At 73.5% G+C, this 24,700-nt stretch carries 22 protein-coding genes and 1 riboswitch; of the genes, 9 read left to right on the top strand and 13 right to left on the bottom strand.

Going from position 1 to position 24,700, the window contains the following annotated elements:
- Nucleotides 1-101: 101 nt before the first annotated feature.
- Complete coding sequence (locus BM076_RS17840; RefSeq protein WP_093714548.1) at nt 102-716, top strand: sulfite oxidase-like oxidoreductase; 615 nt, start codon at nt 102-104, stop codon at nt 714-716.
- A gap of 28 nt (nt 717-744) precedes the next feature.
- On the opposite strand, the gene BM076_RS17835 is transcribed toward BM076_RS17840, so the two are convergent.
- The 6 genes from BM076_RS17835 to thiO form a co-directional block, all read right to left on the bottom strand.
- Complete coding sequence (locus BM076_RS17835) at nt 745-1,269, bottom strand: DUF4396 domain-containing protein (RefSeq protein WP_093714547.1); 525 nt, start codon at nt 1,267-1,269, stop codon at nt 745-747.
- Between the two features lie 74 nt (nt 1,270-1,343).
- Nucleotides 1,344-2,201 carry a deoxyribonuclease IV gene (locus BM076_RS17830; protein WP_093714546.1) on the bottom strand — a complete coding sequence of 286 codons (858 nt, stop codon included), beginning with the start codon at nt 2,199-2,201 and terminating at the stop codon, nt 1,344-1,346.
- A 5-nt stretch (nt 2,202-2,206) separates the two neighbouring features.
- The gene (gene pknB / locus BM076_RS17825) at nt 2,207-4,192 is read right to left on the bottom strand and encodes a Stk1 family PASTA domain-containing Ser/Thr kinase (protein WP_093714545.1); all 1,986 of its coding nucleotides are present in this window, start codon (nt 4,190-4,192) and stop codon (nt 2,207-2,209) included.
- Between the two features lie 325 nt (nt 4,193-4,517).
- Nucleotides 4,518-5,336, bottom strand: coding sequence for a thiazole synthase (locus tag BM076_RS17820; RefSeq protein WP_093714544.1), 819 nt, complete (start codon nt 5,334-5,336; stop codon nt 4,518-4,520).
- Between the two features lie 3 nt (nt 5,337-5,339).
- Complete coding sequence (gene thiS / locus BM076_RS17815; protein ID WP_177246487.1) at nt 5,340-5,555, bottom strand: sulfur carrier protein ThiS; 216 nt, start codon at nt 5,553-5,555, stop codon at nt 5,340-5,342.
- Nucleotides 5,552-6,763 carry a glycine oxidase ThiO gene (thiO, locus tag BM076_RS17810; RefSeq protein WP_407640672.1) on the bottom strand — a complete coding sequence of 404 codons (1,212 nt, stop codon included), beginning with the start codon at nt 6,761-6,763 and terminating at the stop codon, nt 5,552-5,554. Before thiO ends, thiS begins: the two co-directional genes overlap by 4 nt.
- 28 nt (nt 6,764-6,791) lie before the next feature.
- A riboswitch (TPP riboswitch) is annotated at nt 6,792-6,904 on the bottom strand.
- A gap of 92 nt (nt 6,905-6,996) precedes the next feature.
- On the opposite strand from thiO, the gene BM076_RS17805 reads away from it, so the two are divergent.
- The 5 genes from BM076_RS17805 to BM076_RS17785 all read left to right on the top strand — a co-directional run bounded on the left by BM076_RS17805 (nt 6,997) and on the right by BM076_RS17785 (nt 11,494).
- Nucleotides 6,997-8,196: an NAD(P)/FAD-dependent oxidoreductase gene (locus BM076_RS17805; protein ID WP_093714543.1), complete on the top strand. Its 1,200-nt coding sequence runs from the start codon at nt 6,997-6,999 to the stop codon at nt 8,194-8,196.
- Between the two features lie 157 nt (nt 8,197-8,353).
- Entirely contained in the window at nt 8,354-8,728 is a 375-nt protein-coding gene (locus BM076_RS17800) for an Rv2175c family DNA-binding protein (protein ID WP_093714542.1), read from the top strand.
- 29 nt (nt 8,729-8,757) lie between these two features.
- Nucleotides 8,758-9,420 carry a thiamine phosphate synthase gene (thiE, locus tag BM076_RS17795; protein WP_093714541.1) on the top strand — a complete coding sequence of 221 codons (663 nt, stop codon included), beginning with the start codon at nt 8,758-8,760 and terminating at the stop codon, nt 9,418-9,420.
- A 137-nt stretch (nt 9,421-9,557) separates the two neighbouring features.
- Nucleotides 9,558-10,475, top strand: a complete 918-nt coding sequence (gene metF, locus BM076_RS17790) for a methylenetetrahydrofolate reductase [NAD(P)H] (RefSeq protein ID WP_093714540.1) — start codon at nt 9,558-9,560, stop codon at nt 10,473-10,475.
- A gap of 44 nt (nt 10,476-10,519) precedes the next feature.
- A complete protein-coding gene (locus BM076_RS17785) occupies nt 10,520-11,494 on the top strand; it encodes a hypothetical protein (protein ID WP_093714539.1) in 975 nt (324 codons plus the stop codon).
- A 33-nt stretch (nt 11,495-11,527) separates the two neighbouring features.
- Here the strand turns inward: BM076_RS17785 and BM076_RS17780 are convergent, their stop codons facing one another.
- The 4 genes from BM076_RS17780 to BM076_RS17765 all read right to left on the bottom strand — a co-directional run bounded on the left by BM076_RS17780 (nt 11,528) and on the right by BM076_RS17765 (nt 17,096).
- A complete protein-coding gene (locus BM076_RS17780; RefSeq protein ID WP_093714600.1) occupies nt 11,528-13,813 on the bottom strand; it encodes a terpene synthase family protein in 2,286 nt (761 codons plus the stop codon).
- A gap of 207 nt (nt 13,814-14,020) precedes the next feature.
- Nucleotides 14,021-15,529, bottom strand: a complete 1,509-nt coding sequence (locus BM076_RS17775) for a phytoene desaturase family protein (protein ID WP_093714538.1) — start codon at nt 15,527-15,529, stop codon at nt 14,021-14,023.
- Between the two features lie 10 nt (nt 15,530-15,539).
- Nucleotides 15,540-16,184 carry a DUF4126 domain-containing protein gene (locus BM076_RS17770; protein WP_093714537.1) on the bottom strand — a complete coding sequence of 215 codons (645 nt, stop codon included), beginning with the start codon at nt 16,182-16,184 and terminating at the stop codon, nt 15,540-15,542.
- 297 nt (nt 16,185-16,481) lie between these two features.
- Nucleotides 16,482-17,096 carry a TetR/AcrR family transcriptional regulator gene (locus tag BM076_RS17765; RefSeq protein ID WP_093714536.1) on the bottom strand — a complete coding sequence of 205 codons (615 nt, stop codon included), beginning with the start codon at nt 17,094-17,096 and terminating at the stop codon, nt 16,482-16,484.
- Nucleotides 17,097-17,261: 165 nt separating this feature from the next.
- Here BM076_RS17765 and BM076_RS17760 point away from each other — a divergent pair, with 165 nt between their 5' ends.
- The 3 genes from BM076_RS17760 to BM076_RS17750 all read left to right on the top strand — a co-directional run bounded on the left by BM076_RS17760 (nt 17,262) and on the right by BM076_RS17750 (nt 19,356).
- Nucleotides 17,262-17,738 (top strand): SAV_6107 family HEPN domain-containing protein, encoded by a 477-nt coding sequence (locus BM076_RS17760; protein WP_093714535.1) that lies wholly within the window; start codon nt 17,262-17,264, stop codon nt 17,736-17,738.
- A 94-nt stretch (nt 17,739-17,832) separates the two neighbouring features.
- Nucleotides 17,833-18,603: a methyltransferase gene (locus tag BM076_RS17755; protein WP_093714534.1), complete on the top strand. Its 771-nt coding sequence runs from the start codon at nt 17,833-17,835 to the stop codon at nt 18,601-18,603.
- A 339-nt stretch (nt 18,604-18,942) separates the two neighbouring features.
- Entirely contained in the window at nt 18,943-19,356 is a 414-nt protein-coding gene (locus BM076_RS17750) for a DUF3040 domain-containing protein (RefSeq protein WP_093714533.1), read from the top strand.
- Nucleotides 19,357-19,652: 296 nt separating this feature from the next.
- Here the strand turns inward: BM076_RS17750 and BM076_RS17745 are convergent, their stop codons facing one another.
- Genes BM076_RS17745 through BM076_RS17735 form a run of 3 tightly spaced genes read right to left on the bottom strand, consistent with a single transcriptional unit; the run spans nt 19,653 to nt 24,585 of the window.
- Entirely contained in the window at nt 19,653-22,064 is a 2,412-nt protein-coding gene (locus BM076_RS17745; RefSeq protein WP_093714532.1) for a transglutaminase TgpA family protein, read from the bottom strand.
- Nucleotides 22,061-23,563, bottom strand: coding sequence for a DUF58 domain-containing protein (locus BM076_RS17740; protein ID WP_093714531.1), 1,503 nt, complete (start codon nt 23,561-23,563; stop codon nt 22,061-22,063). Before BM076_RS17740 ends, BM076_RS17745 begins: the two co-directional genes overlap by 4 nt.
- Nucleotides 23,563-24,585 carry an AAA family ATPase gene (locus BM076_RS17735; RefSeq protein ID WP_093714530.1) on the bottom strand — a complete coding sequence of 341 codons (1,023 nt, stop codon included), beginning with the start codon at nt 24,583-24,585 and terminating at the stop codon, nt 23,563-23,565. Before BM076_RS17735 ends, BM076_RS17740 begins: the two co-directional genes overlap by 1 nt.
- Nucleotides 24,586-24,700 lie beyond the last annotated feature (115 nt).

Below are 24,700 nucleotides of genomic sequence, written 5' to 3'. Positions count from 1 at the left end.
TACGGTTCGTTCCAGTAAGCGAAGGCTTACGTAAGGTCCGGCATGTCCGGAATGGACCCACCCGGTCAGAAGCATCACGTCCGGTCTGTCACCATGGAGACATGGGCCGGTCCGAACGTCATGCGGGGGAGCTTCCTCCCGGGCAGCGGATCCAGCGCGGCTGGCCGGTCACCCATTACGGTCCTGTGCCGCGGTTCAAGGCCGACCGCTGGGAGTTCCGGGTCTTCGGCGCGACCGCGGACGGCGACAAGACCTGCTGGAACCACGCGGAGTTCGCGGCGCTGCCGTATGCCACGGTCATCGCCGACTTCCACTGCGTCACGAAGTTCTCGATGCTCGGCATCGAATGGGGCGGGGTTTCCACCGACACCGTGGTGAAGCTGGCGCCGCCAGCCGACGATGTCACCCACGTGATGGTGTGGGCCGAATACGGCTACAGCTCGAATATCCGGATCGAGGACTTCCTCGACGACAAGTCGATATTCGCCACGCATAAGGGCGGCGAACCCCTGACCGCGGAACACGGCTTTCCGGTCCGCCTCGTCGTCCCGGGCCTCTACGCGTGGAAGGGCCCGAAATGGGTCCGCGGTGTGGAGTACATGACGGCGGACCGCCGCGGCTTCTGGGAGGAACGCGGTTACCACAATCTCGGCGACCCCTGGACCGAGCAGCGCTATTCGTACCAGGAGGGGCCGGGCGACGGCCCGGAACTGTAGCGCCGGGCCGCCCTGCCGTCCGGGGGCCTCAGTGGTGGTACTGGTGTACCACCGCGTGCCCCTTGCCCCGTCCGATCAGCCACTTGTTCACCGGGGTGGTGACCGCGAAGGCCACCACGAAGGACAGTGCCAGGCTCACCCAGAACAGCGCGTCGCCGAGGGTGGCGTCCATGGCGCCGGGGAAGACCAGGATCGTGCCGTTGTCGGCCAGCTCCATGAAGACGATGGAGACGGTGTCGGCGGCGAGCGCCACCTTCAGCGCCGCCCGCAGGTCAAGGCCGGCCCGCAGCACACCGCGCATGGTGAGCGAGTAGCCGAAGACGAAGGCCAGCGCGATCGCCAGCAGCATCGTCGGCACATTGCCCCAGCCCAGTGCCGTACCGATCAGCATGCCGAGGATCTCGCCGATGGCGCAGCCGGTGAGGCAGTGCAGCGTGGCCTGGGCGGCCATCGCCCAACTCGACCCGGCGCCGTGACCGTGTTCGTGCCTGTGGCCGTGTTCGTGTGCGGTGTCCGCCGTGTGCGCGGTGTGTGCCGCGTGCTCGTACGACATCGGATGTCCCCGTCCTCCGGTAGTGCGTGCGGTGCCTTGCACCCGCCACAACCACATACCCCCAGGGGGTATTCCTATCGGCGGAGTTCCTTCAGCAGTTTCACGTCCGCGGCGTGGCCCTCGGGCCCGCCCGGTGTCTCGATGACCAGCGGGACACCCTCGGTCGCCGGGTGCCGCAGCAGCTCACGGAAGGGCTCGGCGCCCAGGTGGCCCGCGTCGATGTTGGCGTGCCGGTCCTTGCGCGCCCCGCACACGTCCTTGCTGCCGTTGGCGTGCACCAGCCGCAGCCGGCCGGGCCCGGCCGTCGCCGTCAGCTCGTCCAGCATCGCCGCCATCCCGCCGGGCGCGGCCATGTCGTGCCCGGCCGCGAAGGCGTGGCAGGTGTCGAGGCAGACCCCGAGACGCGGGTGCCGGTCGAGCGCGTCCATGTACGGGCCGAGGTCCGCGACCAGCGAACAGAGCGAGGAGCCCTGGCCCGCCGTCGGCTCCAGCAGCAGCCACGGGTCGTCGTCGTGCGTCAGCTCGTCCAGCAGCGGCCGCAGCCGCTCCCGTACCTGCGCCAGCGCCGTCTCCCGGCTCCGGCCACCGGTCGCGGAACCGGTGTGCACCACCACGCCCAGCGCGCCGATCGCCCGCGCCCGGCGCAGCGAGTGCCGCAGCGACTCCACCGAGCGGTCCACCGTCGCCTCGGTGTGCGAGCCGAAGTTGATCAGATACGGCGCGTGGACGTACGCGGGCAGGTCCAGCTCCGCGCACCGGGCGCGGAATTCCTCGTCCTGCGCCGGACTGCCGGGCGGGGTCGCCCAGCCGCGCGGATTGGCCGCGAAGACCTGCACGGTCTCCGCGCCGATCCGCTCCGCGTACCCCAGACCCACGGTCGCGAGGCCGCCCGCCACCGGGACGTGGCTGCCCACCGGATTGCGCCGCCGCACCGCGGTCAGCGCACCCAGATGGTGATCGTGGCGCCCTTGGGGGCCTGGCCGCCGCCGTCCGGGGACTGGCTGAAGACGGTGTCGCCGAAGAACACGCTGATCACCCGGACGTCGAAGCCCGCGTCCTGGAGGATCTGCTTGGCCTCGTCCTTCTTCTTGCCCGTCACCTTCGGCACGTCGAACTGCTGCTGCCCCTTGGACACGGTGATCGTCACCGTGTCACCGGTGCCGACCTGCGTGCCGACCTCCGGCGAGACCGTGGCGACGGAGTCCTTGTCCGCGACGTCGGAGAAGACCTTCTCCGGTGCGAGCACGACCTTCAGGCCCGCGTCCTGCAACTCCTGCTGCGCGTCGGTCACCGAGTCGCCGACCACATCGGGCACGTCCACCGGGGCGCCGCGCGAGACGGTGATCGCCACCGGGGTGTCCGGCGACCGCCGGATGCCGCCCGCCGGGTCGGTGGAGACCACCTGACCGCGCGGCACGTCCTCGCTGAAGTCCTGCTTCACCGTGCCGGGCGTCAGCCCCGCGTCCTTCAGCTCCTTGCGCGCCACCGCCAGCGCCCGGCCGCGCACATCGGGCACCCGCACCTGCTGCGGGCCCTTGGACACCGTCAGCGTCACCGTGCCGTTGCTGCGGATCCGCTTGCCGGGACCGGGATCGGTGGAGATCACCTCGCCGCGCGGCACCGTGATCGAGAAGTCCTGCGTCACCTTCGCGCGCAGCCCGGCCGCGTCGAGCTTCTTCTCCGCCTGCGCCTGCGGCAGCGCCAGCACCGCGGGCACCTTCGTGAACTGCCCGTCGACGATGTACCAGGCGCCCGCGCCGACCCCCAGCACCACGAGCAGCACCAGCAGGACGGCCAGCGGGCCGCGCCTGCCGCGGGCCTTCCCGCGGGGCGCGCCGGGCGGCACACCAGGGGGTTCGTCCGGCGGCGGGGGCGGCAGCAGCAGCCGGCTCGTACGGTTCAGGCCGCCGTCCGGCGGCTGCGGGGGCGGTGAGGTCCGTGCGGGCGCCGCGGGCGGCGGCTCGGACGCGAAGGCCGTCGCCGGGCGGCTCACCACGCTCGTCGGGTCCTCGGAACCCGCGCCGCTCATCTCGCCGATGGTGTCCGCGGGCCCCGGCTCGTTGTCCAACTGCGCCCGGCTCAGCGACGCGCGCACCTCGCGGACCTCCGCGAGCAGGTCCACGGCGTCCGCGGGCCGGCCCTGCGGGTCGCGGCACGTCGCCCGCGCGACCAGCGCGTCCAGGCCCGCCGCGATCCCCGGCACCGCGGCGGACGGCGCGGGCACGTCCTCGTTCAGGTGCTGGAACATCACCTGCGCAGGCGTCGTCCCGTCGTACGGCTTCCGCCCGGTGAGCATCTCGTACAGCACGACACCGCAGGCGTACACGTCCGTGCGCTGGTCGACCGCGCCGTGCCCGATCTGTTCCGGCGCCAGATAGGACACGGTGCCCAGCAGTGATCCGGTGGACGCGCTGGTCTGCGTGTCCACCGCCCTGACCAGGCCGAAGTCGGCGACCTTCACCCGGCCGTCGTCGCCGATCAGCACATTCTCGGGCTTCATGTCGCGGTGGATCAGCCCGGCGCGGTGGGCCGCGCCCAGCGCCGCGAGCACCGGCTCCACGATGTCCAGTGCCGCCCGCGGCTGGAGCGCGCCGCGCTCGCGCAGCACGTCGCGCAGCGTGCAGCCCGCCACGTACTCCATCGCCAGATACACGTACGTGCCGTCGGCGCCCTGGTCGAACATCCCGACGACATTCGGGTGCGCCAGCTTGGCCACGGCTTTGGCCTCACGGATGAAGCGCTCGACGAAGCCGGTGTCGGTCGCCAGCGCCGGGTGCATCACCTTCAGGGCGAGCACCCGGTCCAGGCGGGTGTCCATGGCCCGGTACACCGTGGCCATGCCCCCCACCGCGATGCGCGCCTCGACCCGATAACGGCGGTCGAGCGTCTGCCCGACGAGCGGGTCCTGCACGGTCGTGTCCACGATCGCCGATTCTACGAGGCCGTAATGCCCCGATCGGCGGTACGCGCCCGCTCTGTACCGTACCCGTGGCCTTCGCAACATTTCCGTTACCCGCACGCAGCGGAGGAGGGTGCCCCGTTAGGGGCGCGGGGAACTGCGCGGCCAGCCGTAGCGCGCCTTCAGGCGAAAGACCGCCCCCAGCGGGGCAGACGCTGTTGTTTTGCGACCACCGGGCCGGTGGGGGCTGAGCGCGCAGTTCCCCGCGCCCCTAAAAACATGACTCCCGCACTCCGCAGGAGACCTCACGCACCCCCCGACAGGGGGTCAGGCCCCCGCGGCGTGCGGGTCAGAAGGCCGGGTGTTCCGGGTCCAGGTTCGGCAAGCCCTCCGCAGGAGAGGAGGCGAGGGCGAAGTGGCGGCGGGGGATGCGGCCCGCGAGGGCCGCGAGACGGCCCGCGGCCACGGCGTGCCGCATCGCCGAGGCCATGACCGCGGGCCGCTGCGCCCGCGTCACGGCCGAGGCGAGCATGACCGCGTCGCACCCCAACTCCATGGCGAGAGCGGCGTCGGACGCCGTACCGGCCCCCGCGTCGAGGACGACCGGGACGCCGGCCCGCTCCACGATGAGCTGAAAATTGTGCGGGTTGCGAATCCCGAGCCCCGACCCGATCGGCGCCCCGAGCGGCATGATCGCCGCGCACCCCACATCCTCCAGCTTGCGCGCGAGCACCGGATCGTCGTTGGTGTACGGCAGCACGGTGAAGCCGTCGTCCACCAGCGTCTCGGCCGCTTCGAGCAGTTCGACCGGATCGGGCAGCAACGTCCGCTCGTCCGCGATGACTTCCAGCTTCACCCAGTCGGTGCCCAGCGCCTCCCGCGCCAGCCGCGCGGTGAGCACGGCCTCGCCGGCCGTGAAGCACCCCGCGGTGTTGGGCAGCACCCGGATCCCGTGCCGGCGCAGCACCGACAGCACGGACCCCTTGGTGGTGGGGTCGAGCCGCCGCATCGCGACCGTCGTCAGCTCCGTACCGGAGGCGAGCAGCGCCTGCTCCAGCACCTCCAGGCTCGGCGCCCCGCCGGTCCCCATGATCAGCCGCGACGAGAAGACCGTGTCCCCGATCCGCAGCGGATCGTCCACCCCGACCGTGTCCGCGGTGGGCGTCATCGCTCAGCCCCCCTGCACGGCGGTCAGGATCTCCACCCGGTCGCCGTCGGACAGCGGCGTCGCCGCCCAGCGCGTTCGGGGGACGACCGTCTCGTTGAGCGCGGCGGCGACGCCGGAGGTGGCGCGGGTGTGGCCCGCGACCAGGGCGTCGAGGGCGAGCGGCGCCGACACCGCGCGCTCCTCGCCGTTGACCTTGACGGTGATGGTCGTGCCGGTCATACGGTCTGCTCCTCGCGCACCGGGGACGAAGCGGTGAACCGGGAGGCGGCGAACGGCCGCGCATACCCCGGCAGTTCACCGGTGACCAGCAGCTCCGCCATGATCTCGCCGGTCACCGGGGTGAGCAGCACGCCGTTGCGGTGGTGCCCGGTGGCCAGCAGCAGGCCGTCCAGCGCGGTGCGTCCGAGCAGCGGCGCGTTGTCGGGGGAGCCGGGCCGCAGCCCGGCCAGCGTCTCGGTGAGCGGCAGTTCCGTGATGCCGGGCACCAACTCGTGCGCGTCGCGCAGCAGTTCGTAGACGCCGCCGGCGGTCACCGTGGTGTCCCAGCCGCACTCCTCGCTGGTCGCGCCGAGCACCAGCTCCCCGTTCTCGCGCGGCACGAGATAGACATGGCTGCCGCGGACGACGGCCCGGACCGTACGGGACAGGAAGGGCGCGTGCCCGGGCGGGACGCGCAGCCGCAGGATCTGCCCCTTCACCGGGCGGACCGGCGGCAGCGCGGACTCAGGGACGCCTTCGATCCGGCCGCTGCTGCTGCCCGCCGCCAGGACGGTGCGGCCCGCGGCCAGGGCGGTGCCGTCGGCCAGCACGGCGCCCGTGGCCCGGCCGTGCGCGACCGTCACCCGCGCCACCGCCGAGCGGTGCACGCGCACCCCGGCCAGCTCCGCCGCCCGCAGCAGCGCCGTCGCCAGCCGCCGCGGGTCGACCTGGTGGTCGCCGTCCACCCGCAGCCCGCCGCGTACGCCCGGCGCGAGCATCGGCTCCAGACGGCGGCAGTCCCGGCCGCTCAGCCACTCCGACGGCAGGCCCAGCGAGGTCTGGAAGGCGTGCAGGTCGCGCAGGTGCGCCCGGTCGTCCGCGTCCAGGGCGACGGCGAGCGTGCCGCACGCGCGGAAACCGACGTCGAGGCCGGTGGCCGCGGTCACCTCGGCCGCGAAGTCCGGATAGCGCCGCGCCGACGCCAGATTCAGATCGAGCAACGTCTGCTCGCCGTACTGCAGTTCGGTCACCGCGGCCAGCATCCCGGCCGCCACCCGCGCGGCCCCGCCGCCCGGTTCCGGATCGGCCACGGCCACCCGCAGCCCGCGCTGCGCGGCCCGCCACGCCGTCACAAGACCGATGACACCGCCGCCCACGACGAGCACGTCGTACGTCCCGCCCCGCGCGGACGCAGACGCGGACGCGGACACAGCCCCGGACATGGACATGGACACAGATACGGAATCCCCGGGACACCCCATCGAATACCGCCCTCCCTTCGCCGGCATGACCCGGATCAGGTTCGTACGGTCGGCGGCCGGTCAGCCGCCCTCTCAGCCCGGTGCGTCCGGGCTCCCGCGTGTTCTCTGGCGGGACCACCCTAACCCCGCCGCCCGGCGGCGGGTACCGCGACCGGCGGGCCGGTGGGGCCCGGCGGCGGCTACCGGATAACGTGCGTCGGATGAGCGACGTCGTGATTGTCGGGGCCGGGATGGCCGGGGTGCAGACGGCGGTCTGCCTGCGCGAGCAGGGCTGGCGGGACGGCATCGTGCTGGTCGGGGACGAACCGCATCCGCCGTACGACCGGCCGCCGTTGTCGAAGGCGGTGCTGCTGGGCCCGGCTGACGCGGAGCCCGATGTGCGCTTCGACGTGGACTTCGCCGCGCTGGACGTCCAACTCCTGCTCGGCGTACGGGCGCACGCGCTGCGCGGCGCGGACCACGAGGTCGTCACCGACCGGGGCGTGCTGCGCTACGACCGCCTCGTGCTGGCGACCGGCGCCTTCCCCGTACCGCTGCCCGGCACGGCCGGCCTGCCCGGAGTGCACCTGCTGCGCACCCTCGACGACGCGGCGGCGCTGCGCCCGGTGCTGGACGCCCGCGCGGACGTCGTGGTGGTCGGCGCGGGCTGGATCGGCGCCGAATTCGCCACCGCGGCCCGGCAGGCCGGCTGCGAGGTGACCGTGGTGGAGGCCGCGGACCGCCCGCTGGCCGGGGCGCTGCCCGCGACCATTACCGGCCATATGCGCGGCTGGTACGGCGAGGCCGGGGTGCGGCTGCTGACCGGTACCGCCGTCGCCGCGCTGGAACCGGGCGCCGCGGTGCTGGCCGACGGCACCAGGCTGCCGGCCGCGGCCGTCGTGGTCGGCATCGGCGCGCGGCCGGCGACCGGCTGGCTGGCCGGTTCCGGCGTGGACCTGGGCGCGGACGGCGCGGTGCTGGCCGACGACCGGCTGCGCACCACGGCCCCTGATGTGTACGCGGTCGGCGACTGCGCGTCCTTCCCCTCGGCGCGCTACGGCGAGCGGCTGCTGATCCACCACTGGGACAACGCGGTGCAGGGCCCGCGCACCGCCGCCGCGAACGTGATCGGCGGCGACGAGGCGTACGACCCGGTGCCGTACTTCTGGTCCGAGCAGTTCGGCCGTTTCGTGCAGTACGCGGGCCACCACACCGGCACCGACACGATGCTGCTGCGCGGCGACCCGGGCAGTGCCGCCTGGTCGGCGGTGTGGCTGCGCGACGGCGCCCTGACGGCGCTGCTGGCCGTGGACCGGCCGCGCGACCTGGCGCAGGCCCGCAAGCTGATCGCCCGCGCGGCGCCGCTCGACCCGGCGCTGACCGCCGACCCGGCGGTGCAGCTCAAGTCGGCGGTGCGCTGAGCCGGGGCGGTCGCCGGGTCGGGAGCCGGGAGCCGGTCGCCCGGAGTACCGGCGGTGGGCCGGATGCCGTGCGGCGAGCGGCGAGCGGTGACGCGGCGGTCGCGCGAACGGGCGCAGTGCCGCAGCGGTTGTCGGTGCCGGGTGGCACCCTTGTCCTGTGACTGTTTTCTCGTCGGTTGACGCACACATTGACGCTCTGGTCCCCGAGTGGCTCACGCTGCCCGAGGTCGCCGAGCGGCTCGGACTCGACATCACCCGGATCCGCCCGCTCATCAAGGAGGGCCAGCTCCTCGCGGTCCGCCGCGGTGAGAACAAGGCCCTGATGGTGCCCGCGGACTTCATCGGCGACGGCGCCATCACCAAGGGCCTGTCCGGCACCCTCACCGTGCTCAAGGACGACGGATTCTCCGACGAAGAGGCCCTGGAGTGGCTTTTCACGGAGGACCCGACCCTGCCGGGCACCCCCGCGCGGGCCCTGCGCGAGAATCGCGGGACCGAGGTGAAGCGCCGCGCCCAGGCGCTCGCCGTGTAGCCCGCTCACGCACCGCAGGGGGAGCCCGTATGACGACCACACCCGCCGCCGTCCCGGGCTCCGCCCGCGCCCGGCTCGCCGCCGCCCGCCTCTACCTGTGCACCGACGCCAGGGCCGGGCGCGGCGACCTGGCCGACTTCGCGGACGCGGCACTGGCCGGCGGGGTGGACGTCATCCAGCTCCGGGACAAGGGCATCGAGGCGGCGGAGGAGCTGGCGGCGCTCGCCGTGCTCGCGGCCGCCTGCCGCAGGCACGGCAAGCTGCTCGCGGTCAACGACCGGGCCGACGTGGCGCACGCCGCAGGCGCGGACGTCCTCCACCTCGGCCAGGACGACCTGCCGGTGACGGCCGCCCGCGCGATCCTCGGCGACGACGTGCTGATCGGCCGCTCCTGCCACGCCGAGTCGGAAGTGGCGGCGGCGGCCGGGCAGCCCGGCGTGGACTACTTCTGCACGGGACCGGTGTGGCCCACACCCACCAAACCGGGCCGCCCCGCGCCCGGCCTCGGCCTCGTGCGGTACGCGGCCGGGCTCGGCACCGACCGCCCCTGGTTCGCCATCGGCGGCATCGACCTGGACACCGTCCACGAGGTGGTGGCCGCGGGCGCCCGCCGAATCGTCGTCGTCCGCGCCATCACCGAGGCCGACGACCCGGCGGCGGCCGCCACGGCGCTGCGCGCCGCCCTCGGCTGACCGCGGAGCCGGGAACACGGTCCGCGACGGCGCCCGGTGTCCAAGGTGTGGACGGTCGATGGCCGGGATATGGACGTAGCCGGTCATATCGGCCCGTCCGGTTACGGACCGTCGCCGCACCGGGCTAGCCTGCACATATGGCCTTGGGGACACCTTCCACACGCACCGACCGGGCGATCACGATCCGTGAACTGCTCGCGCGCGGCGAACGCTCGTACTCGTTCGAATTCGCCGCGCCCCGGACGGACAAGGGCGAGCGGACCCTGTGGAACGCGATCCGCCGGATCGAGGCGGTCGGCCCGACCTTCGTCTCGGTGACCTACGGCGCCGGCGGCTCGTCCCGCGAGGGCACCGTCCGCGCCACCGACCGGATCGTCTCCGACACCACGCTCACCCCGTGCGCGCACCTGACCGCCGTCAACCACTCGGTCGCCGAACTGCGCAACATCATCGGGCAGTACGCCGACGCCGGTATCCGCAACATCCTCGCGGTGCGCGGCGACCCGCCCGGCGACCCGCTCGCCGAGTGGGTCCCGCACCCGCAGGGCCTGACCTACGCGGCCGAGCTGGTCGAACTGATCAAGGACTCCGGGGACTTCTGCGTCGGTGTGGCGGCCTTCACCGAGATGCACCCGCGCTCCACCGACCCCGCCGCCGACACGCGCCACTTCCTCGACAAGTGCCGTGCGGGCGCCGACTTCGCCATCACGCAGATGTTCTTCGACGCCGACGACTACCTGCGGCTGCGCGACCGGGTCGACGCGGCCGGGTGCAGCACCCCGATCATCCCCGAGATCATGCCGGTCACCAATGTCCGGCAGATCGAGCGCTTCTCGCAGCTCGGCAACGCGCCCTTCCCGCCCGACCTGGCCGAACGCATCCTGGCGGTGCAGGACGACCCGGCCGGGGTACGGGCGATCGGCATCGAGTTCGCCACCGAGATGTGCCGCCGGCTGATGGCCGAGGACATTCCGGGGCTGCACTTCATTACTCTTAACCACTCCACCGCATCGCTGGAGATCTACCAGAACCTCGGTCTGCACCAGCGGACGTGACGGCCTCGGTAGAGTCGGCTCCAGCCGGTTAAGGAAGTGGGCGCATGGGCTACTCGGTGCTGTACCTCGCGTTCGGCATCGTCGCGCTGTGGCTGCTCGGCGAGGTGCTGCTCCAGTACAAGGCGCGGCTGCGCTGGCGGCTGCTGGCCTTCGCCGGATTCCTCGGTGTGGTCGTCGGCGTCTACCAGCGCGATGTGATCATCATCGTCCTCGGCGCGCTCGCCTTCGGCACCGGCCAGTCCTTCGTGACGCTCTCCTACAAGCGCGGCTTCTCCACCGGCTGGGCGCTGGGCGGCCGGCCGGGCTCCAGCCGCCGCCGCAAGCGCGGCGGCGGGGTGTCCGAACCGGTGCTGGAGGTCAGCCCGGTCGAGGCGGAGTACGGCGCCGGGCAGGGCGCGGAATTCGCCGCCGGGCAGCCGGGCGGCCCGGTGGACGAACTCGACGCGGACGAGCCCGACGTGTTCGGCGCGCGGCCGCCGCTCGACCCCTCGACGCAGGTCTACCAAGCCGTCCCGATGCACGACGACAGCGGCGAATACCCGCTCTACGACGGCCAGTCCTCGTACACCCCCGACCCGTACACCAGCGGCGGCTACGAGGGCTACGGCGCCCAGGGCTACGCCGGCTGGGGCGGCGAACCCCAGCCCGCGGCCGCCTCCTACGGCAGTGACGGCTCCGGCGGCTTCGGCGGCGACGGCTACGACCGCACGGACCCGTCGGACCCCGGCGGCCAGTCCGGCTGGGGCGGCCACGAGTACGGCTACGACCCGGGCGCCTACCAGGAGCCCGCCGCCGCCTCCTACGGCTACGACACCCCGGCGGGCGGCACCGACGGCTACGGCTACGGATACCAGCAGCAGCCGGCCGGCAGCGACCCGTACGGCTACCCGTACCCGCAGCAGAACGAGCCGCAGGCGCAGCCGTACATCCCGCAGCAGCAGTACCAGTCGCCGTACGAGCAGCAGCAGGACCAGCAGCAGGAGCAGTACGCCGATCCGTACGACCCCTACCGCTACTGATCCCGCCGCCGTCCGTCTCCGCCGCCGGTCCTGCTACCGGGCGGCCGACCGCAGCAGGGACGGCAGCCGGGCCGCGACGGTACCCAGGCCCGCGGGGGTGCCCCAGGGCAGTGCGGGCGTCGCCTGCCGCGGCAGGGCGGCGGCCGCGTGCGGGAAGTCCCGCAGCAGCGTGGCCTCTTCGTAGCGGTGGCAGCCCTCGTGCCAGGTGAGGATGCCCGCCAGCCAGTCGCGCAGCTCCTGCGCATAGCCGAGCAGCGTCTCGCGGGCCGCCTCGTCGAGTGCGAACTCCTCGAAGAGCGTGGGCAGCTGGGTCTCGGTGATGTGCTGGAACTCCTGCATCCGCGCGGCCATCAGATCGCCGACGACATCCATCGCCTCCTGCGGCGTGCAGTCCAGGAAATTCCGCACGACCAGCACCGCGTTGTGGATCTCGCCCTCGAACTCGATCTCCTTGCGGTAGGAGAACACGTCGTTGAGCAGGCAGGCGTAGTCGGCGGCGGCCACCTCCATGGACTGCACCGGCCGGGAGCGGTAGACCGCGTCCGGCAGCGCGTTGCCGTGGCCGATCCGGGACAGGCTCATCGTCAGGTCCGAGCCGAAGGTCTGCCGGCGCATCTCGATGTAGTCGACCGGATCCGGCACCCGGTTCTGCTTCTGATTGGCCACCTCCCACAGCCAGCTCTCGCACATGTCCTCGACGGCGGTACGGAACCGGCGGCGCGCGTCGGGCGTCATCGGTCGCGCGGTGCGCCGCCACAGATCGGCCAGGCCCCGTTCCAGCGCGGTCACCGGCGCCGGCGCGGGCTCGCCGTCCAGCGGCATGAACAGCGTGAACCGGTCGGTGGCCGCCCGCGCCGCGGCGCCGCCGTCGGCGGACCTGCCGAAGACCAGCGGGTAGTAGTCGTCCCCGTAGGTGCCCCAGGTCAGCCAGTCGGTGGTGAGGTCCAACTGCTCGGGCGTGGCCGCCGGATGGATGCCGGCCGCGCACAGCGCGAAGTCGTAGTCGGCGAGCTTGCGCGCGTTCCACAGGCCGCCGGGGACCGGGAAGCCCGGTTCGGCGTCGAGCATGCCCATCGCGCGGCCCCACTCCATGTTGTGCCGCCGGGCGCCGTCCAGATGCGGGCTGAGCGTGGTCGCGAACGGCATCGTGATCTCCGCCCGCCGCACGTCCGCGCTCGGCCGGTACGGGACGTGGCCGAAGGAACGGGCGCGCTGCGGGAGTGTGGCGGCCAGCGACCCCAGGATGTGCGCGGCCGAGGTGCCCAGCCCCGTCGGGCCGCCGAAGGCGCCGTCGCCGAGGCCCGGGCGCACCCCGCGCGACCCGGCGTCCGCGCCGTTCATGTACCGGCTTGAGCGCAGGTGCCACTCATGGCCGCCGGACTGCCAGTCCTGCAAGCCCTTGACGTACGCGAAGACGCCGAGCCGTTCCTGCGGGGTCACCGCGAACCGCGCGAACAGCGGCTCGACTTCGGTCAGCGCGGTGTGCTCGAACTGGTGCAGCCGTGAGGTGAGCAGGTCGTTGACCCGGTCCGCGGCCTGCTGCGGGCCCAGGTGCAGGAAGCGCTCCAGCACCAGCACCGCGTTGGACAGTTCGCCCTCCTCCTCGATCTCGCGCTGGTACGAGAACAGGTCGTTGCGCAGGTGCACACTGTCGGCGAAGCAGTCGCGCAGCACCCGCATCGGGCGGCTCGCGGCGATCCTGGCCGGGACCTCGGCGCCCGCCGCGTGCTCGATCAGATTGGCCGACCAGGGCGCGCCGCCCACCTTGCGGCGCATCTCGATGTACTCGATCGGGTTGGACACCCGGCCCGCGTTGATGTTGGACAGCTCCCAGAGGGACTCCTCCAGCAGGTAGTACGTGCTCTCGTGGAAGCGCTCGCGGAAGTCCTGCGACATCGTCGGGACCGTGCGCGCCCACAGGTCGGCGAGCCCCGCCTCCACCTGATTGGTCGGCTCGGGCACCGGCTGCCCGGGGTCCACCGGCATGAAGGCGGGCAGCCGGTCCAGATACGCCTTCGCGCCCGGCATGTCCTGGCTGCGCTTGAAGATGTCGAGGAAGTGGTCGTCGAAGAAGAACACCCACACGTACCAGTCGGTGACCAGGTCGAGTTCGGGACCCGGGGCGTCGGGGTGGGTGTACGCGCACAGCAGCGCGTAGTCGTGGGCGTCGTAGTCCGACTCGTCCCAGATCCCGGAGCCCTCGATCATCCCCATCTCGCGGGCCCACGCCTTGGAATGCGCCCTCGCCCGTTCCAGGTGAGGGTTGAGCCGTGCCGGGTACGGCACGTAGAACTGCGGGAGTTCGAAGGGCTGCGGCATGCGTCGTACGGCCTTCCGCTCGGTGATCACCGGCCCTCGCTCATGGGCCGTCGTCCACGCTAGGCGGGGGCCGCGCGCCCGCGGCAGGCCGCACCGGGCTTTTCCGTCCGATCGGTTGAATCCGGGCACCGGCCCGCTTAACGATCTTCGCGGCGGTAACGGGGCGCCGGGGAACGGGGGTTCAGCGGCTGCCGCCCGGCCCGGACATCAACGGCTGCCGCCGGGCCCGCCCGCGATCAGATCGGCCACGATCGCCCCGGACATGCCCGCGTGCGCCAGCCCGCCGCCCGGGTGGGCCCAGCCGCCGACCCGGTACAGGCCCGGCAGCGCGGTGGTGTTGGGGGAGCGCAGCAGGGCGCCGTCCGCGCCCGCCAACGACGGCGCGGGGACCGAGCCGCCCGGCGCGCCGGTCTCCCGCTCGGTGTCCGCGGGGGTGCGCACGATCCGCCACAACTCCCGCTCCCACAGGGAAGGTACGGCCGCCTGGGCTGCGGTCACCGCCCGCTCGGCCACCGCGTCGGCGGCGCCCGGCGCCGTCCAGTCGAGGCCGCCGGCGCCCTGCGGCGGCACCGCCATCCGCACGGTGACCGCTTCGTGCTCCGCGTCCGGGCGCAGCGCCGGGTCGTCGGGCCGCAGCACCGTCACCTCGGGTACGGCGTCGGCCGGCCCTCCGGTGCCGAACGTCCAGGCCAGCGCGCGGTCCCGGTCCGCGGGGTGCACGACGGTGCGGTGCACGGCGTCGACAGGTCTGCCGCCGCGCAGCGCCAGATGGACGGTGAGGACACCCGGCGGGCGCGTCGGCCCCCAGGCCGGCCACTCGTCCCCCGGCAGCACCCCGTCCCGGTGCAGCGCGGGCAGCGGCGCGCCCGCCACCACGGCATCGGCCTCCGCCGTACTGCCGTCGGCCAGTTCGACCCCGGCGGCCCTGCCGTCCTTCTCCAGCACCCCGGTGACCTCGGCGCCGAACCGGAATTCGACCTTCCGTGCCAGGCAGCGCGCGTACACCGCGTCGGCCAGCGCCCGCAGCCCCCCGGCGACGTACCAGACCCCAAAGGTCTGCTCCACGTACGCCAGGACGGCCGCCGACGCGGGCGCGGTGCGCGGGTCCAGGCCGTACGCCAGCGGATAACTCTCCAGTAGAGCGGCGAGCCGCGGGTCGCGCAGCTCGCGCGCCCCGGCCTCGGCCAGCGACCGGGCCCTGGCCGTACGGCGCAGCAGCCCGCGCCGCCCGACGGCCGGATACGGGTCCTCGCGCAGCCGGGCCGTGGCCGCCGACACCGCGTCCTCCAGCAGCGGCCTGCGGGTGGCCTCCCAGACCTCCCGGGTACGCAGCATGACCGCGCTCCACCGCTCGCCGCTGCCGGCCCCCAGGGCGCCGTCCAGCGCCTCCATGACGCCGGAGCGCGAGGCGTTCGGCAGCGTCAGGACGGTGCCGTCGGCGAACACATGGCGGGCCGCGGGATCGGCCTGGGTCAGGCCCACCGACTGCTCCAGCGTCTCCCGGCCGGTCTTGACGAACAGATCGCGCTGCACGGCGGGCAGCGGCAGCAGACCGGGTCCGGTGTCGAAGGCGAAGCCGTCCCGCTCGACCCGGCCCACCCCGCCGCCGTGGGTCGCGGTCCGCTCGTGGACCACCACCCGGTGGCCGCCCGTGGCGAGCCTGGCCGCCGCCGCCAGCGACGCCATACCCGCGCCGATCACCGCAATCCGTGCCATGGCAGGGACCCTATCGGCCCCGGTGGGCGCCCCCGTAACCGCCCGCCCCGGGCGGCGCCGGGTCGCCGCCGGTCCGCCTGCGCTCCCTGCGCTCCTTGCGGCGGCGCAGCGCCCGGCGGATCCGGGACAGCAGGAGCAGCACCACGGTGATGCCGAGCACCAGCAGCACGCCCGCGATGATCGCGGCGGCCACCGGATGGAACAGCGCGAAGGTGATGATCGCGGCGACACCCAGGTCCTCCGCGAGGCTGACCACGATGTTGCTCGCCGGCTCCGGCGAGGTGTTCACCGCCAGCCGGGTGCCCGCCTTCACCAAATGGCTGGCCAGCGCCGTCGAACCACCGATCACGCCCGCCGCCAGATCCGACAGCGAGCCGTTCTGCCCGGCGAGCAGCGCGGCGACGACACCGCCGGCCACCGGCCGGATCAGCGTGTGCACGGCGTCCCACGCCGAGTCCACGTAAGGGATCTTGTCGGCGACCGCCTCGCAGAGGAACAGCGCCGCCGCGATCACCAGCACATCGGTGCGCTGGAGCGAGAGCGGCACCTCGTCGGTGATCCCCGCCCGGCCCATCAGACCGAGCAGCAGCACGACGGCATAGGCGTTGATCCCGCTCGCCCAGCCGCTGGTGAACACCAGCGGAAGTACGGACATGCGCCGGACTCTAGCGCCTGTCGTCCGGATCGGGCCGGGCTCGTGCCTGTGTCCCGCGGCCACTGGGTGAAATCGCGCGGTCATGAGTATCTCTACCTAGGTACCCGGTTGAGTACCTTCGCGGATGGGGCGCGGCCCGGGGAACCGGGAGAGTGGGGGTGCGGACGGGCGCGGTGCCCAGGACCGCCGGCACGGGGCGGCGGACGGACACCGGTTCGTACGTGAACGGGGGCGCACGGGGAGGCGCTGTTCCGGCACGGCACGGCGGGGGATCGGACCGTACCGGAACAGCGCACCTCAGCGGCGCGCGGCGGTGCCCCCGACCCGCCCCTGGAGCAGCCGCGACAGGGCCGCGTGCACCTCGTCGAGGCTGCGTTCCGGCTGGAACGCCTGCCAGTCCAGCGCCGCGACCAGCACCATCCCGAAGAGCGCGGACGCCGTCAGCGGCACATCGATCTCCCCGCTCACCTCGCCGGCCGCCACCGCCTCGCCGAGTACCTTCTCCACCACGGCCACCGCCTCCTGGCGGACCATCATCAGCGTGTCCTGCCAGGTGCGGTTCGTCCGCCACAGCTCGGCGACGTAGAGCTGGGTGAAGGACGGGTAGCGGACGATGAAACCGAGCCCCGCGCGGATCATCGCGTCCAGCGCGTCCACCTTGCTGCCGCCGCGCGCCGCGACGTCGTCCGCGGCCTTGCGCAGCGAGGCGGTCAGCAGCCCCACACCGTGCCGCAGCAACTCCTCGAACAGCTCGTTCTTGCTGGCGAAGTTGTAGTAGACGGTGCCCTTGGCGACCCCCGCCCGTTCGGCGATCTCGTCGACCGTGGTGGCGGAGAAGCCCTGCTCGGCGATGAGGGTGACGGCGGCTTCGTACAGCTTCTGCCGCGTGGCCTGGCGTCGTGCGGTGGTCATGGTGCCGATTCTGCACGTCCGACGTCCGGCATGTTCACGGGGCACGTTCGCACGGCTGGTTCACGCCACTGGTGCAATCTTGCGGCCATCGGGGGTAAGCGCAGGTCAGCGCCGACTGTCAGTGGTGGCCCTCAGTATGGGGGACACGGAGAAAGGAGGCTCGCCATGGCAGCTCCCGTAAGCGACATCCACCCTGTGCTGCGCCGCGCCACCGCGTCACCCGCCGCCCTTGACCTGCTCACCCAGGCGCACCTCGGCCTCGAAGAGGCCACCGCCCTGGAGACTCCGAACGAGCGCTACGCCACCGCCCATCTCGCCGCCCTGCGCACCGCGGCCGCCGTGCTCGCGGTCCGCGGCAGGCCCGAGCCGACCGCGCGCCGCCGCGGCCGGATCCGCACCGCCTGGGAGGTGCTGCCCGAGATCGCGCCGGAACTGGCGGAGTGGAGCGCGCTGTTCGAGGCCGGTGCCGCCCGCCGGGCCCGCGCGGAGGCCGGCATAGCCGGCGCCGCGAGCGCCCGGGACGCCGACGACCTGATCCGGGCCGCCGCCATGTTCCTGCGCCTGGTGGAGCGGATGCTGCTGCTCCAGCCCGCCCTGGCGGGCAAGCCGCCGCTGATCCCGGACCAGGCGGCCGGGAAGTAGCCGGGCGCCCGCTGTCCGGACCGTCCGTAACCCGCCGGTCAGGCCCTAGAGTGGTGCCGCCCGATGTGACCGCGCCTGCGAGGAGCCGCCCGCCATGTCCCGTCAAGGAGGGGTGGAACCGATGCGCCCCCGTGCCAGTCTGCGTACCGCCGTGGTGTGGGAGGTCCTCAAGGACGCCCTCGAACGACGGGCCAAGACCGCGGACAGGCCCGCACTTGACGTGCTGGACACCGGCGGCGGCACCGGCAATTTCGCGGTGCCCGTCGCCCGCCTCGGCCACCGCGTCACCGTCGTCGACCCCAGCCCCGACGCGCTCTTCGCCCTGGAGCGGCGGGCCGCCGAGGCCGGTGTCACCGACCGGGTCAGCGGCGTCCAGGGCGACACCCACGGGCTGCTCGACCTCGTGCCGCCCGGCGAGTGGGACATGGTGCTGTGCCACGGCGTCCTGGAGTACGTGGACGACCCGGCGGAAGCCGTCCGCAATGTGGTGGGCGCGCTGCGGCCCTCCGGCGCGCTCAGCCTGCTGGCGGCCGGCCGCGGCGGCGCCGTGCTGGCCCGGGCGCTCGCCGGGCACTTCGCGGAGGCCCAGCACGCCCTCGGTGACCCGGACGGCCGATGGGGCGCGGGTGATTCGCTGCCCCGCCGCTACACCGCCGACCAGCTCACCCGGCTGGTCACCGACGCGGGCCTGCGGGCCGCCGCCGTGCACGGCATCCGGGTCTTCGCCGACCTGGTCCCCGGGGTGCTGGTGGACACCGAGCCGGGCGCCATGGAAGCGCTGCTGCGGCTGGAGCTGGCGGCGGCGGAGGAGCCCGGTTTCCACGCGGTGGCCACCCAGCTCCATGTGCTCGGCGAGCGCGGCTGACCGCACGCGCCCGGTCCGCCGTTCGGTCCATCGCCCGGCCCTCGGCCGGTGCACCGCTCGGCCCTCGGCCGGTCCGCCGCCCGGGCCGCCGGGCGGTCCCGTCCGGCACCCGGAAGGCGTCCCTCCGGATCACCGTCCGCGACCCCCGGACGGAGTAGTCCGTCACACGCCCCCCGTACCGTCATTGCTGACCGTATGCTGGCATGACGTAACGGCGGACGGGGAATGAAGCCCCCGTCGGATTGGCGTAGTGGGGCGGGTTTCACGGGGGCGAATCCCTGCCTATCCTGAAAGGGTCGGACCGGTCGCCCCCCTGCGACCGACGAGTAGGAGGACTCCGTGCCGCTCTCGGAGCACGAGCAGCGCATGCTCGAGCAGATGGAGCGAGCGCTGTACGCCGAAGATCCCAAGTTCGCGTCAGCGCTTGAGGGAAGCGGGCTGCGCACGTACACCCGGCGGCGTGTCTACCAGTCGGTGGCGGGCTTCCTGGTCGGTATCGCGCTGCTCATGGGCGGCATGATCGCCAAGCAGCCCTGGATCAGTGTGGTGGGCTTCCTGGTCATGCTGGCCTGCGCCGTGCTCGCCGTCACCGGCTGGCGCAAGGCGGCCAGGCCGGGCGAGCAGCAGCAGGCCGCCGCGGCTCCCGGCGGACGGCGCCTCGGCCGCCGTCAGCAGCCGAAGCGCGGCAAGGTCATGGACCGCATCGAGGAGCGGTGGCAGCGCCGCCGCGACGAGCAGCAGGGCGGTCGCTGAGCGGGGGCCGCCACCGGGGACACCACGGCGCGGCCGGGACGGCCGCACATCCCGTACACACATCGCCGAGGGGCGCGGACCACACCGGTCCGCGCCCCTCGGCGATGTGTGTGTGCCGCGCCGCGGACGGTTCCGGGGGCGCCCGGCGTGTCCCGCTCAGCGACCGCCCTGCCGCCCGCGTGCCCCGGGCCTCGCCCCCGGTGCCCGGCGCACGCCCACGCTCCCGTGCCCGGTACGCCGACGGCCCGGGTCCCTGGCGTCCAGGGGCCCGGGCCGTCGGCCCTGGCGTATGACGGCTACGCCTGCCGTGTCATCCGCTTCCGCAGCGGCCCCGTGAAGCGCTGGGCCGCCTGCGAGAGCCGGTAACCGGCCGCCGACCAGCGGTCGGTGAACTGCCACAGCAGCCGGGCCGCCGAGCGCGGCAGCAGCAGCGCCCGCAGCCGCGCGCGGCGGCCCGCGGACTGCCGCAGCCCGGCCCGTACGTGCTGGACGTCGGCGGCGAGCGTCGGCTGCGGCTCGGCGTGCGGCGCGTACAGCACCCGCTCCACCGCAGTGGCCAGCGAACCGGCCGACGCGGCGGCCTGACCGCTCAGTTCACCGTCCCTGACCAGCCGGGCCATCGCCCGCCGCGGCGTCTCCGACTCGTCCGGCGCGATGCCGTAGTCCCAGCCGGTGTCGACCACCTCGCGCCACGCGGACAGCGCGAGCCCCTCGGCCGTACCGCCGCGCCCGCCGCCCAGGCGCCGGGAGCGCTGCCGGGTCCGCCACAGCAGCGGTGTCAGCGGCACCGCGAGCACCAGCAGCGCGAGCAGGGTGAAGCCGGCCAGTTTGCCGCCGCCGAATCCGCCGCCGCCGGAACCGCCGGTCGCGGTCACCGCGGTCGAACCGCAGGCCGCCGCCGCGCGGTTGTCGGTGCCGCAGCCCTCGCTCGGGGTCGGCGTCGGGGTCGGCGTCGCTGCCGTCCCGTGCCGGCCCTGGTCGGCAGGCTCGTCGGTGCCGGCCGGCGCCGTCGCCTGCGTGTAGGAGGGCGCGGAACCCCGGTACGGGGTCGGCTCGAAACGGGTCCAGCCCAGGCCCTCGAAGTACAGCTCGGGCCAGGCGTGCGCGTCTTTGAGACCCACCGACATCACACCGTCGGTGCCCGGCGAGCCGGGCGTGAAGCCGACCGCGACCCGCGCCGGGATGTCCAGGGTGCGGGCCATCGCCGCCATGGTGAAGGCGAAGTGGATGCAGAAGCCTTCCTTGGTCTTCAGGAAGCGCGCGATCGCGTCCACCCCGGTGCCGGACTGCGCCTTGGTGTTGTAGACGAAGGCGCCGCCGGTGAAGTACCGCTGGAGCGCCAGCGCCTTCTCGTAGTCGTTGTTCGCGTGCGCCGAGGTGACCACCTGCCGGGCGGTCTGCTCGACCACCTTCGGCAGCGAATGGGGCACCTTGGTGTATTCGTCGGCGATCCGCCCGGTCGCGTGCGGCGCCGCCGCGAGCTGCGCGGCCGTCGGCTGCACCTGCATGCTCGTCACCGTGTACGAGATGCCCGAGGTGTTCTGCCCGCGGTCGCCGATGACGGTGCGGCCCTCGGGCTCGAACCGCCAGTGCCCGGGCGCGTTGACGGACTGCGCCGGGAACGGCATCGGCAGCCAGCCCTGGGCGTAGCCGTCGTCGACCTTCACCGACGTCTCGACCTTGGTGTACTTCACGTCCGGCGCCATGCCCGCGGGCTGCGGCAGGACCGGCGGGATGTCCTCGATCTTCCGCTTCGACGGCTGCCACTGCGTGCCGTCGAACTCGTCGAGCGCCACGATCCGCAGATACATGCCGGTCAGATCGGTGGAGTTCGTTCTGTACGACAGGACTTCGCGGTTGTCCTGCTGGTTCAGATTGTCCTGGAGCGCCACCACCGGATTGACCGCGGAGATGGTGCCGCCGTGACCGGGCCCGGTACCGGTGCCCGAGGTGTCCAGCAGGCCGCTGCCCAGCGACGGCAGGACCGCCGGCGCCACCAGGGCGAGGCCGAGCGCCATCACACCGATCCGGCGGCCGGTGCGGACCGGGGCCAGGACCCGGCTGCCGGAGGCCGGGTTGGCGGAGCCGCCGGCCCAGCCGTGCGCGGGCGGGCCGCCGCCGAACACCCGGCCCCAGCGCGAGAGCCGGTCGCGGCCCTCGGCCAGGAGCAGCAGCAGATAGCCGGAGGCGGCGATCAGGAAGAACAGCCACTGCGCGCCGCCGTTGGACAGGCCCGCGGCCACCGAGTAGAGCGCGAGCAGCGGCAGTCCGGCCGGCGCCGCGCTGTTGTACGTGACGGCCAGCGCGTCCACCGCGAGCGCCACCAGCAGCACACCGCCGACCAGCAGCATCCTGATGCCGGGGGTGACCGGCGCCGGGATGGCGAACTGGCTGACGTCGGTGAGGCCGTCCCTGACCAGATCGCTGAGCTGCACGAAGGCGCTCGGCCCGGGGATCACACCGCCCATCGCCTGGTGCGGCGCGAACATCACGGTCAGCACCAGCAGCGAGACCAGCGCTTGTGCGAGCACCGTCAACGGCCGGGCCAGCGGCACCCGTCGGGCCAGCGCGCCGACCCCGGACTGGAGCGCCACGAAGAGCAGCGCCTGCGCCATCCAGCCGTTCGGCGTGGCCAGCGGCAGCAGCGAGCAGGCCGCCATCAGGGAAGCGGCCGCGGCACAGACCGTCAGCCGTGCACGTCCGCTCATGTCGTCGCCCCTGCCTCTTGCTGTTCCTCGCGTGAGCGGTAACGGTCGGCCTGCTGCCACAGTTCCGGCAGCGAGTCGCCGGCGCGCACCGACAGCACCGTCCAGCCCGCCTCGCGCAGCATCCGGACCGGCAGCGGGATGTCCTCGCCGGCCGCCGCGTCCGGCGCGGTGCGCTCCTCCGGCCGGTCGTAGCGCCCGCCGGGCTCGCGGGCCGTCCAGTCGTCGCTGTCCAGGAGGAAGGCGACGGCCCCGCCCGCGCGGTGCCGCATCCGGCCGACGTCGGCCGCCTGCTCCTCGTCCAGGTCGCCGAGGAAGGCGACCAGCAGCCCTTCGTGGCTGGAGCGCAGCACCTCGTAGGCGCGGGCCAGACCGTTGCCGTGACCGTCGGTGCCGTTGTCGCGGCCGGCCGCCTCGGCCAGGTCGTCGGAGTGGTCGACGACCGCGAGGGTGTCGAGCAGTACGCCCGCCATGTCGGAAGAGTCGCCGGCGTATCCGGCGCCGCCCTCGGGGCCCGGCACGCTGCTGCCGGTGTCGGTCAGCAGCCGTACGGCGAAGCCACGTTCCAGCATGTGGGTGGAGACCGAGGCGGCGCCGGACACCGCCCATTCGAAGGCCGAGTCGGGGCCCGCGCCGTAATAGGCGGACCGCCGGGTGTCCAGCAGGACGGTGCAGCGGGCGCGGTGCGGCTGCTCCTCGCGGCGGACCATCAGCTCGCCGTACTTGGCGGTGGAGCGCCAGTGCACCCGGCGCAGGTCGTCGCCGTGCCGGTAGCCGCGCGGGATGACGTCGTCCTCACCGGCGAAGGCCAGCGCGCGGGTGCGGCTCTCGCCGTAGCCGTTGGCCTCGCCGGCCAGCCGGACCGGCGGCAGCGGCTCGACCCGCGGCACCACGGTGAGGGTGTCGAAGGCGCTGAAGGAACGGGTCAGTTCGCACATGCCGAAGGGGTCGGTCAGCCGCAGCTGCAACGGGCCCAGCGGATACCGGCCGCGCAGGTCGGAGCGGACCCGGTAGGACACCTCGCGGTGACCGCCGGGCTCCACCCGGTCCAGTACGAACCGCGGGCGCGGGCCGAGCACGTACGGCACCCGGTCCTGGAGCATCAGCAGGCCGGTGGGGATCCGCGAGACGTTGTCGACCCGCAGGTGGACCCGGGACTCCGACATGGCCGGCACCCGGGACGGCGCGAGCCGCCTGCTGCCCGCGACCCGGTAGCGGGTGCGGTAGAGGACGGCGACGCAGACCAGCGGCAGGATCGCCAGCAGCAGGCCGACCCGCAGCAGATCGGACTGGCCGAGTACGTAGGCGCATATCGCGGCGGCGACCCCGGCGGCCACGAAGGACCGGCCGCGGGTGGTGAGTCCGCCGAGCGCGGTACGGAAGCCGCCGCCGGTCCGCTGCGGTCCGCCGGCGCCGGGCGGGGGACCGCCCGCGCGGCCCCGCGCCGGGGGCGCCGGGGCCTGGGCCGGCGGCGGGGTGCCGGCGCCGGGCGGCGTGCTCATCACAGACCCCGCACGCCCTGCGAGTGGCCGGGCTGCTTCTGCGGCCAGCCGCCGGCCGTCGGGTCGGGCACGGCCACCCGCTGCACGATCTCGGCGACCACCTGTTCCGGGGTGCGCCGGTTGAGCTGGGCCTGCGCGGTGGGCAACAGCCGGTGCGCCAGGACGGCGACGGCCAGGCCCTGGACGTCGTCGGGCAGTACGTAGTCGCGGCCGTCCAGCGCGGCCGAGGCCCTGGCCGCCCGCACCAGGTGCAGAGTGGCCCGGGGGGAGGCGCCGAGCCGCAGGTCCGGGTGGTTGCGGGTGGCGCCGACCAGCGTCACCGCGTACCGCCGTACCGGCTCCGAGACGTGCACCATGCGGACCGCCTCGACGAGTTTGACGATCTCGTGGGCGTGCGCGACCGGCTGGAGGTCGTCCAGCGGGGACACCCCGCCGTGCACGTCGAGCATCTTCAGCTCGGCGTCCGGATTCGGGTAACCGATGGAGACCCGCGCGGTGAACCGGTCCCGCTGCGCCTCCGGCAGCGGATAGGTGCCCTCCATCTCCACCGGGTTCTGGGTGGCGATCACCATGAAGGGGCTGGGCAGTTCGTACGTGGTGCCGTCGACGGTGACCTGCCGCTCCTCCATCGACTCCAGCAGCGCGGACTGGGTCTTGGGCGAGGCGCGGTTGATCTCGTCGCCGACCACGATCTGCGCGAAGATCGCGCCCGGCTTGAACTCGAAGTCGCGCTGCTGCTGGTCGAAGACGCTCACCCCGGTGATGTCCGAGGGGAGCAGGTCCGGCGTGAACTGGATGCGCCGCACCGAGCAGTCGATCGACCGCGCCAGCGCCTTGGACAGCATCGTCTTGCCGACACCCGGTACGTCCTCGATCAGCAGGTGCCCCTCCGCGAGGAGCACCGTCAGCGCGATGCGTACGACCTCGGGCTTGCCCTCGATCACGTTCTCCACACTGCGGCGCACCCGGTCAGCGGTCGTGGTCAGATCGCTCAGGCTTGCTCGTGCGTCAAAGGTCGTCACCCGGTACTCCTAGGCCATGTTCCTCGGGACACGGTCATCCCTGGACCGGCCCACCCCACTTGCGTGCCGCTCGTGCTCGCTGCGGGCGAGGCCGTGCGGTGCCGCACGCAGCATT

This window comes from Actinacidiphila alni, from assembly GCF_900112845.1.
Taxonomy (GTDB): domain Bacteria; phylum Actinomycetota; class Actinomycetes; order Streptomycetales; family Streptomycetaceae; genus Actinacidiphila; species Actinacidiphila alni.
This window is presented reverse-complemented; position numbering and strand designations above follow the sequence as displayed.

Coding starts and splice junctions, on each gene's coding strand:
- BM076_RS17770 (WP_093714537.1), bottom strand. CDS start 16,184: ATGTCCGTACTTCCGCTGGTGTTCACCAGCGGCTGGGCGAGCGGGATC.
- thiS (WP_177246487.1), bottom strand. CDS start 5,555: ATGACCGGCACGACCATCACCGTCAAGGTCAACGGCGAGGAGCGCGCG.
- thiO (WP_407640672.1), bottom strand. CDS start 6,763: ATGTCCATGTCCGGGGCTGTGTCCGCGTCCGCGTCTGCGTCCGCGCGG.
- BM076_RS17835 (WP_093714547.1), bottom strand. CDS start 1,269: ATGTCGTACGAGCACGCGGCACACACCGCGCACACGGCGGACACCGCA.
- BM076_RS17760 (WP_093714535.1), top strand. CDS start 17,262: ATGGCAGCTCCCGTAAGCGACATCCACCCTGTGCTGCGCCGCGCCACC.
- BM076_RS17740 (WP_093714531.1), bottom strand. CDS start 23,563: ATGAGCACGCCGCCCGGCGCCGGCACCCCGCCGCCGGCCCAGGCCCCG.
- BM076_RS17820 (WP_093714544.1), bottom strand. CDS start 5,336: ATGACGCCCACCGCGGACACGGTCGGGGTGGACGATCCGCTGCGGATC.
- metF (WP_093714540.1), top strand. CDS start 9,558: ATGGCCTTGGGGACACCTTCCACACGCACCGACCGGGCGATCACGATC.
- BM076_RS17775 (WP_093714538.1), bottom strand. CDS start 15,529: ATGGCACGGATTGCGGTGATCGGCGCGGGTATGGCGTCGCTGGCGGCG.
- BM076_RS17785 (WP_093714539.1), top strand. CDS start 10,520: ATGGGCTACTCGGTGCTGTACCTCGCGTTCGGCATCGTCGCGCTGTGG.
- BM076_RS17765 (WP_093714536.1), bottom strand. CDS start 17,096: ATGACCACCGCACGACGCCAGGCCACGCGGCAGAAGCTGTACGAAGCC.
- BM076_RS17805 (WP_093714543.1), top strand. CDS start 6,997: ATGAGCGACGTCGTGATTGTCGGGGCCGGGATGGCCGGGGTGCAGACG.
- thiE (WP_093714541.1), top strand. CDS start 8,758: ATGACGACCACACCCGCCGCCGTCCCGGGCTCCGCCCGCGCCCGGCTC.
- BM076_RS17780 (WP_093714600.1), bottom strand. CDS start 13,813: ATGCCGCAGCCCTTCGAACTCCCGCAGTTCTACGTGCCGTACCCGGCA.
- BM076_RS17840 (WP_093714548.1), top strand. CDS start 102: ATGGGCCGGTCCGAACGTCATGCGGGGGAGCTTCCTCCCGGGCAGCGG.
- BM076_RS17745 (WP_093714532.1), bottom strand. CDS start 22,064: ATGAGCGGACGTGCACGGCTGACGGTCTGTGCCGCGGCCGCTTCCCTG.
- BM076_RS17755 (WP_093714534.1), top strand. CDS start 17,833: ATGTCCCGTCAAGGAGGGGTGGAACCGATGCGCCCCCGTGCCAGTCTG.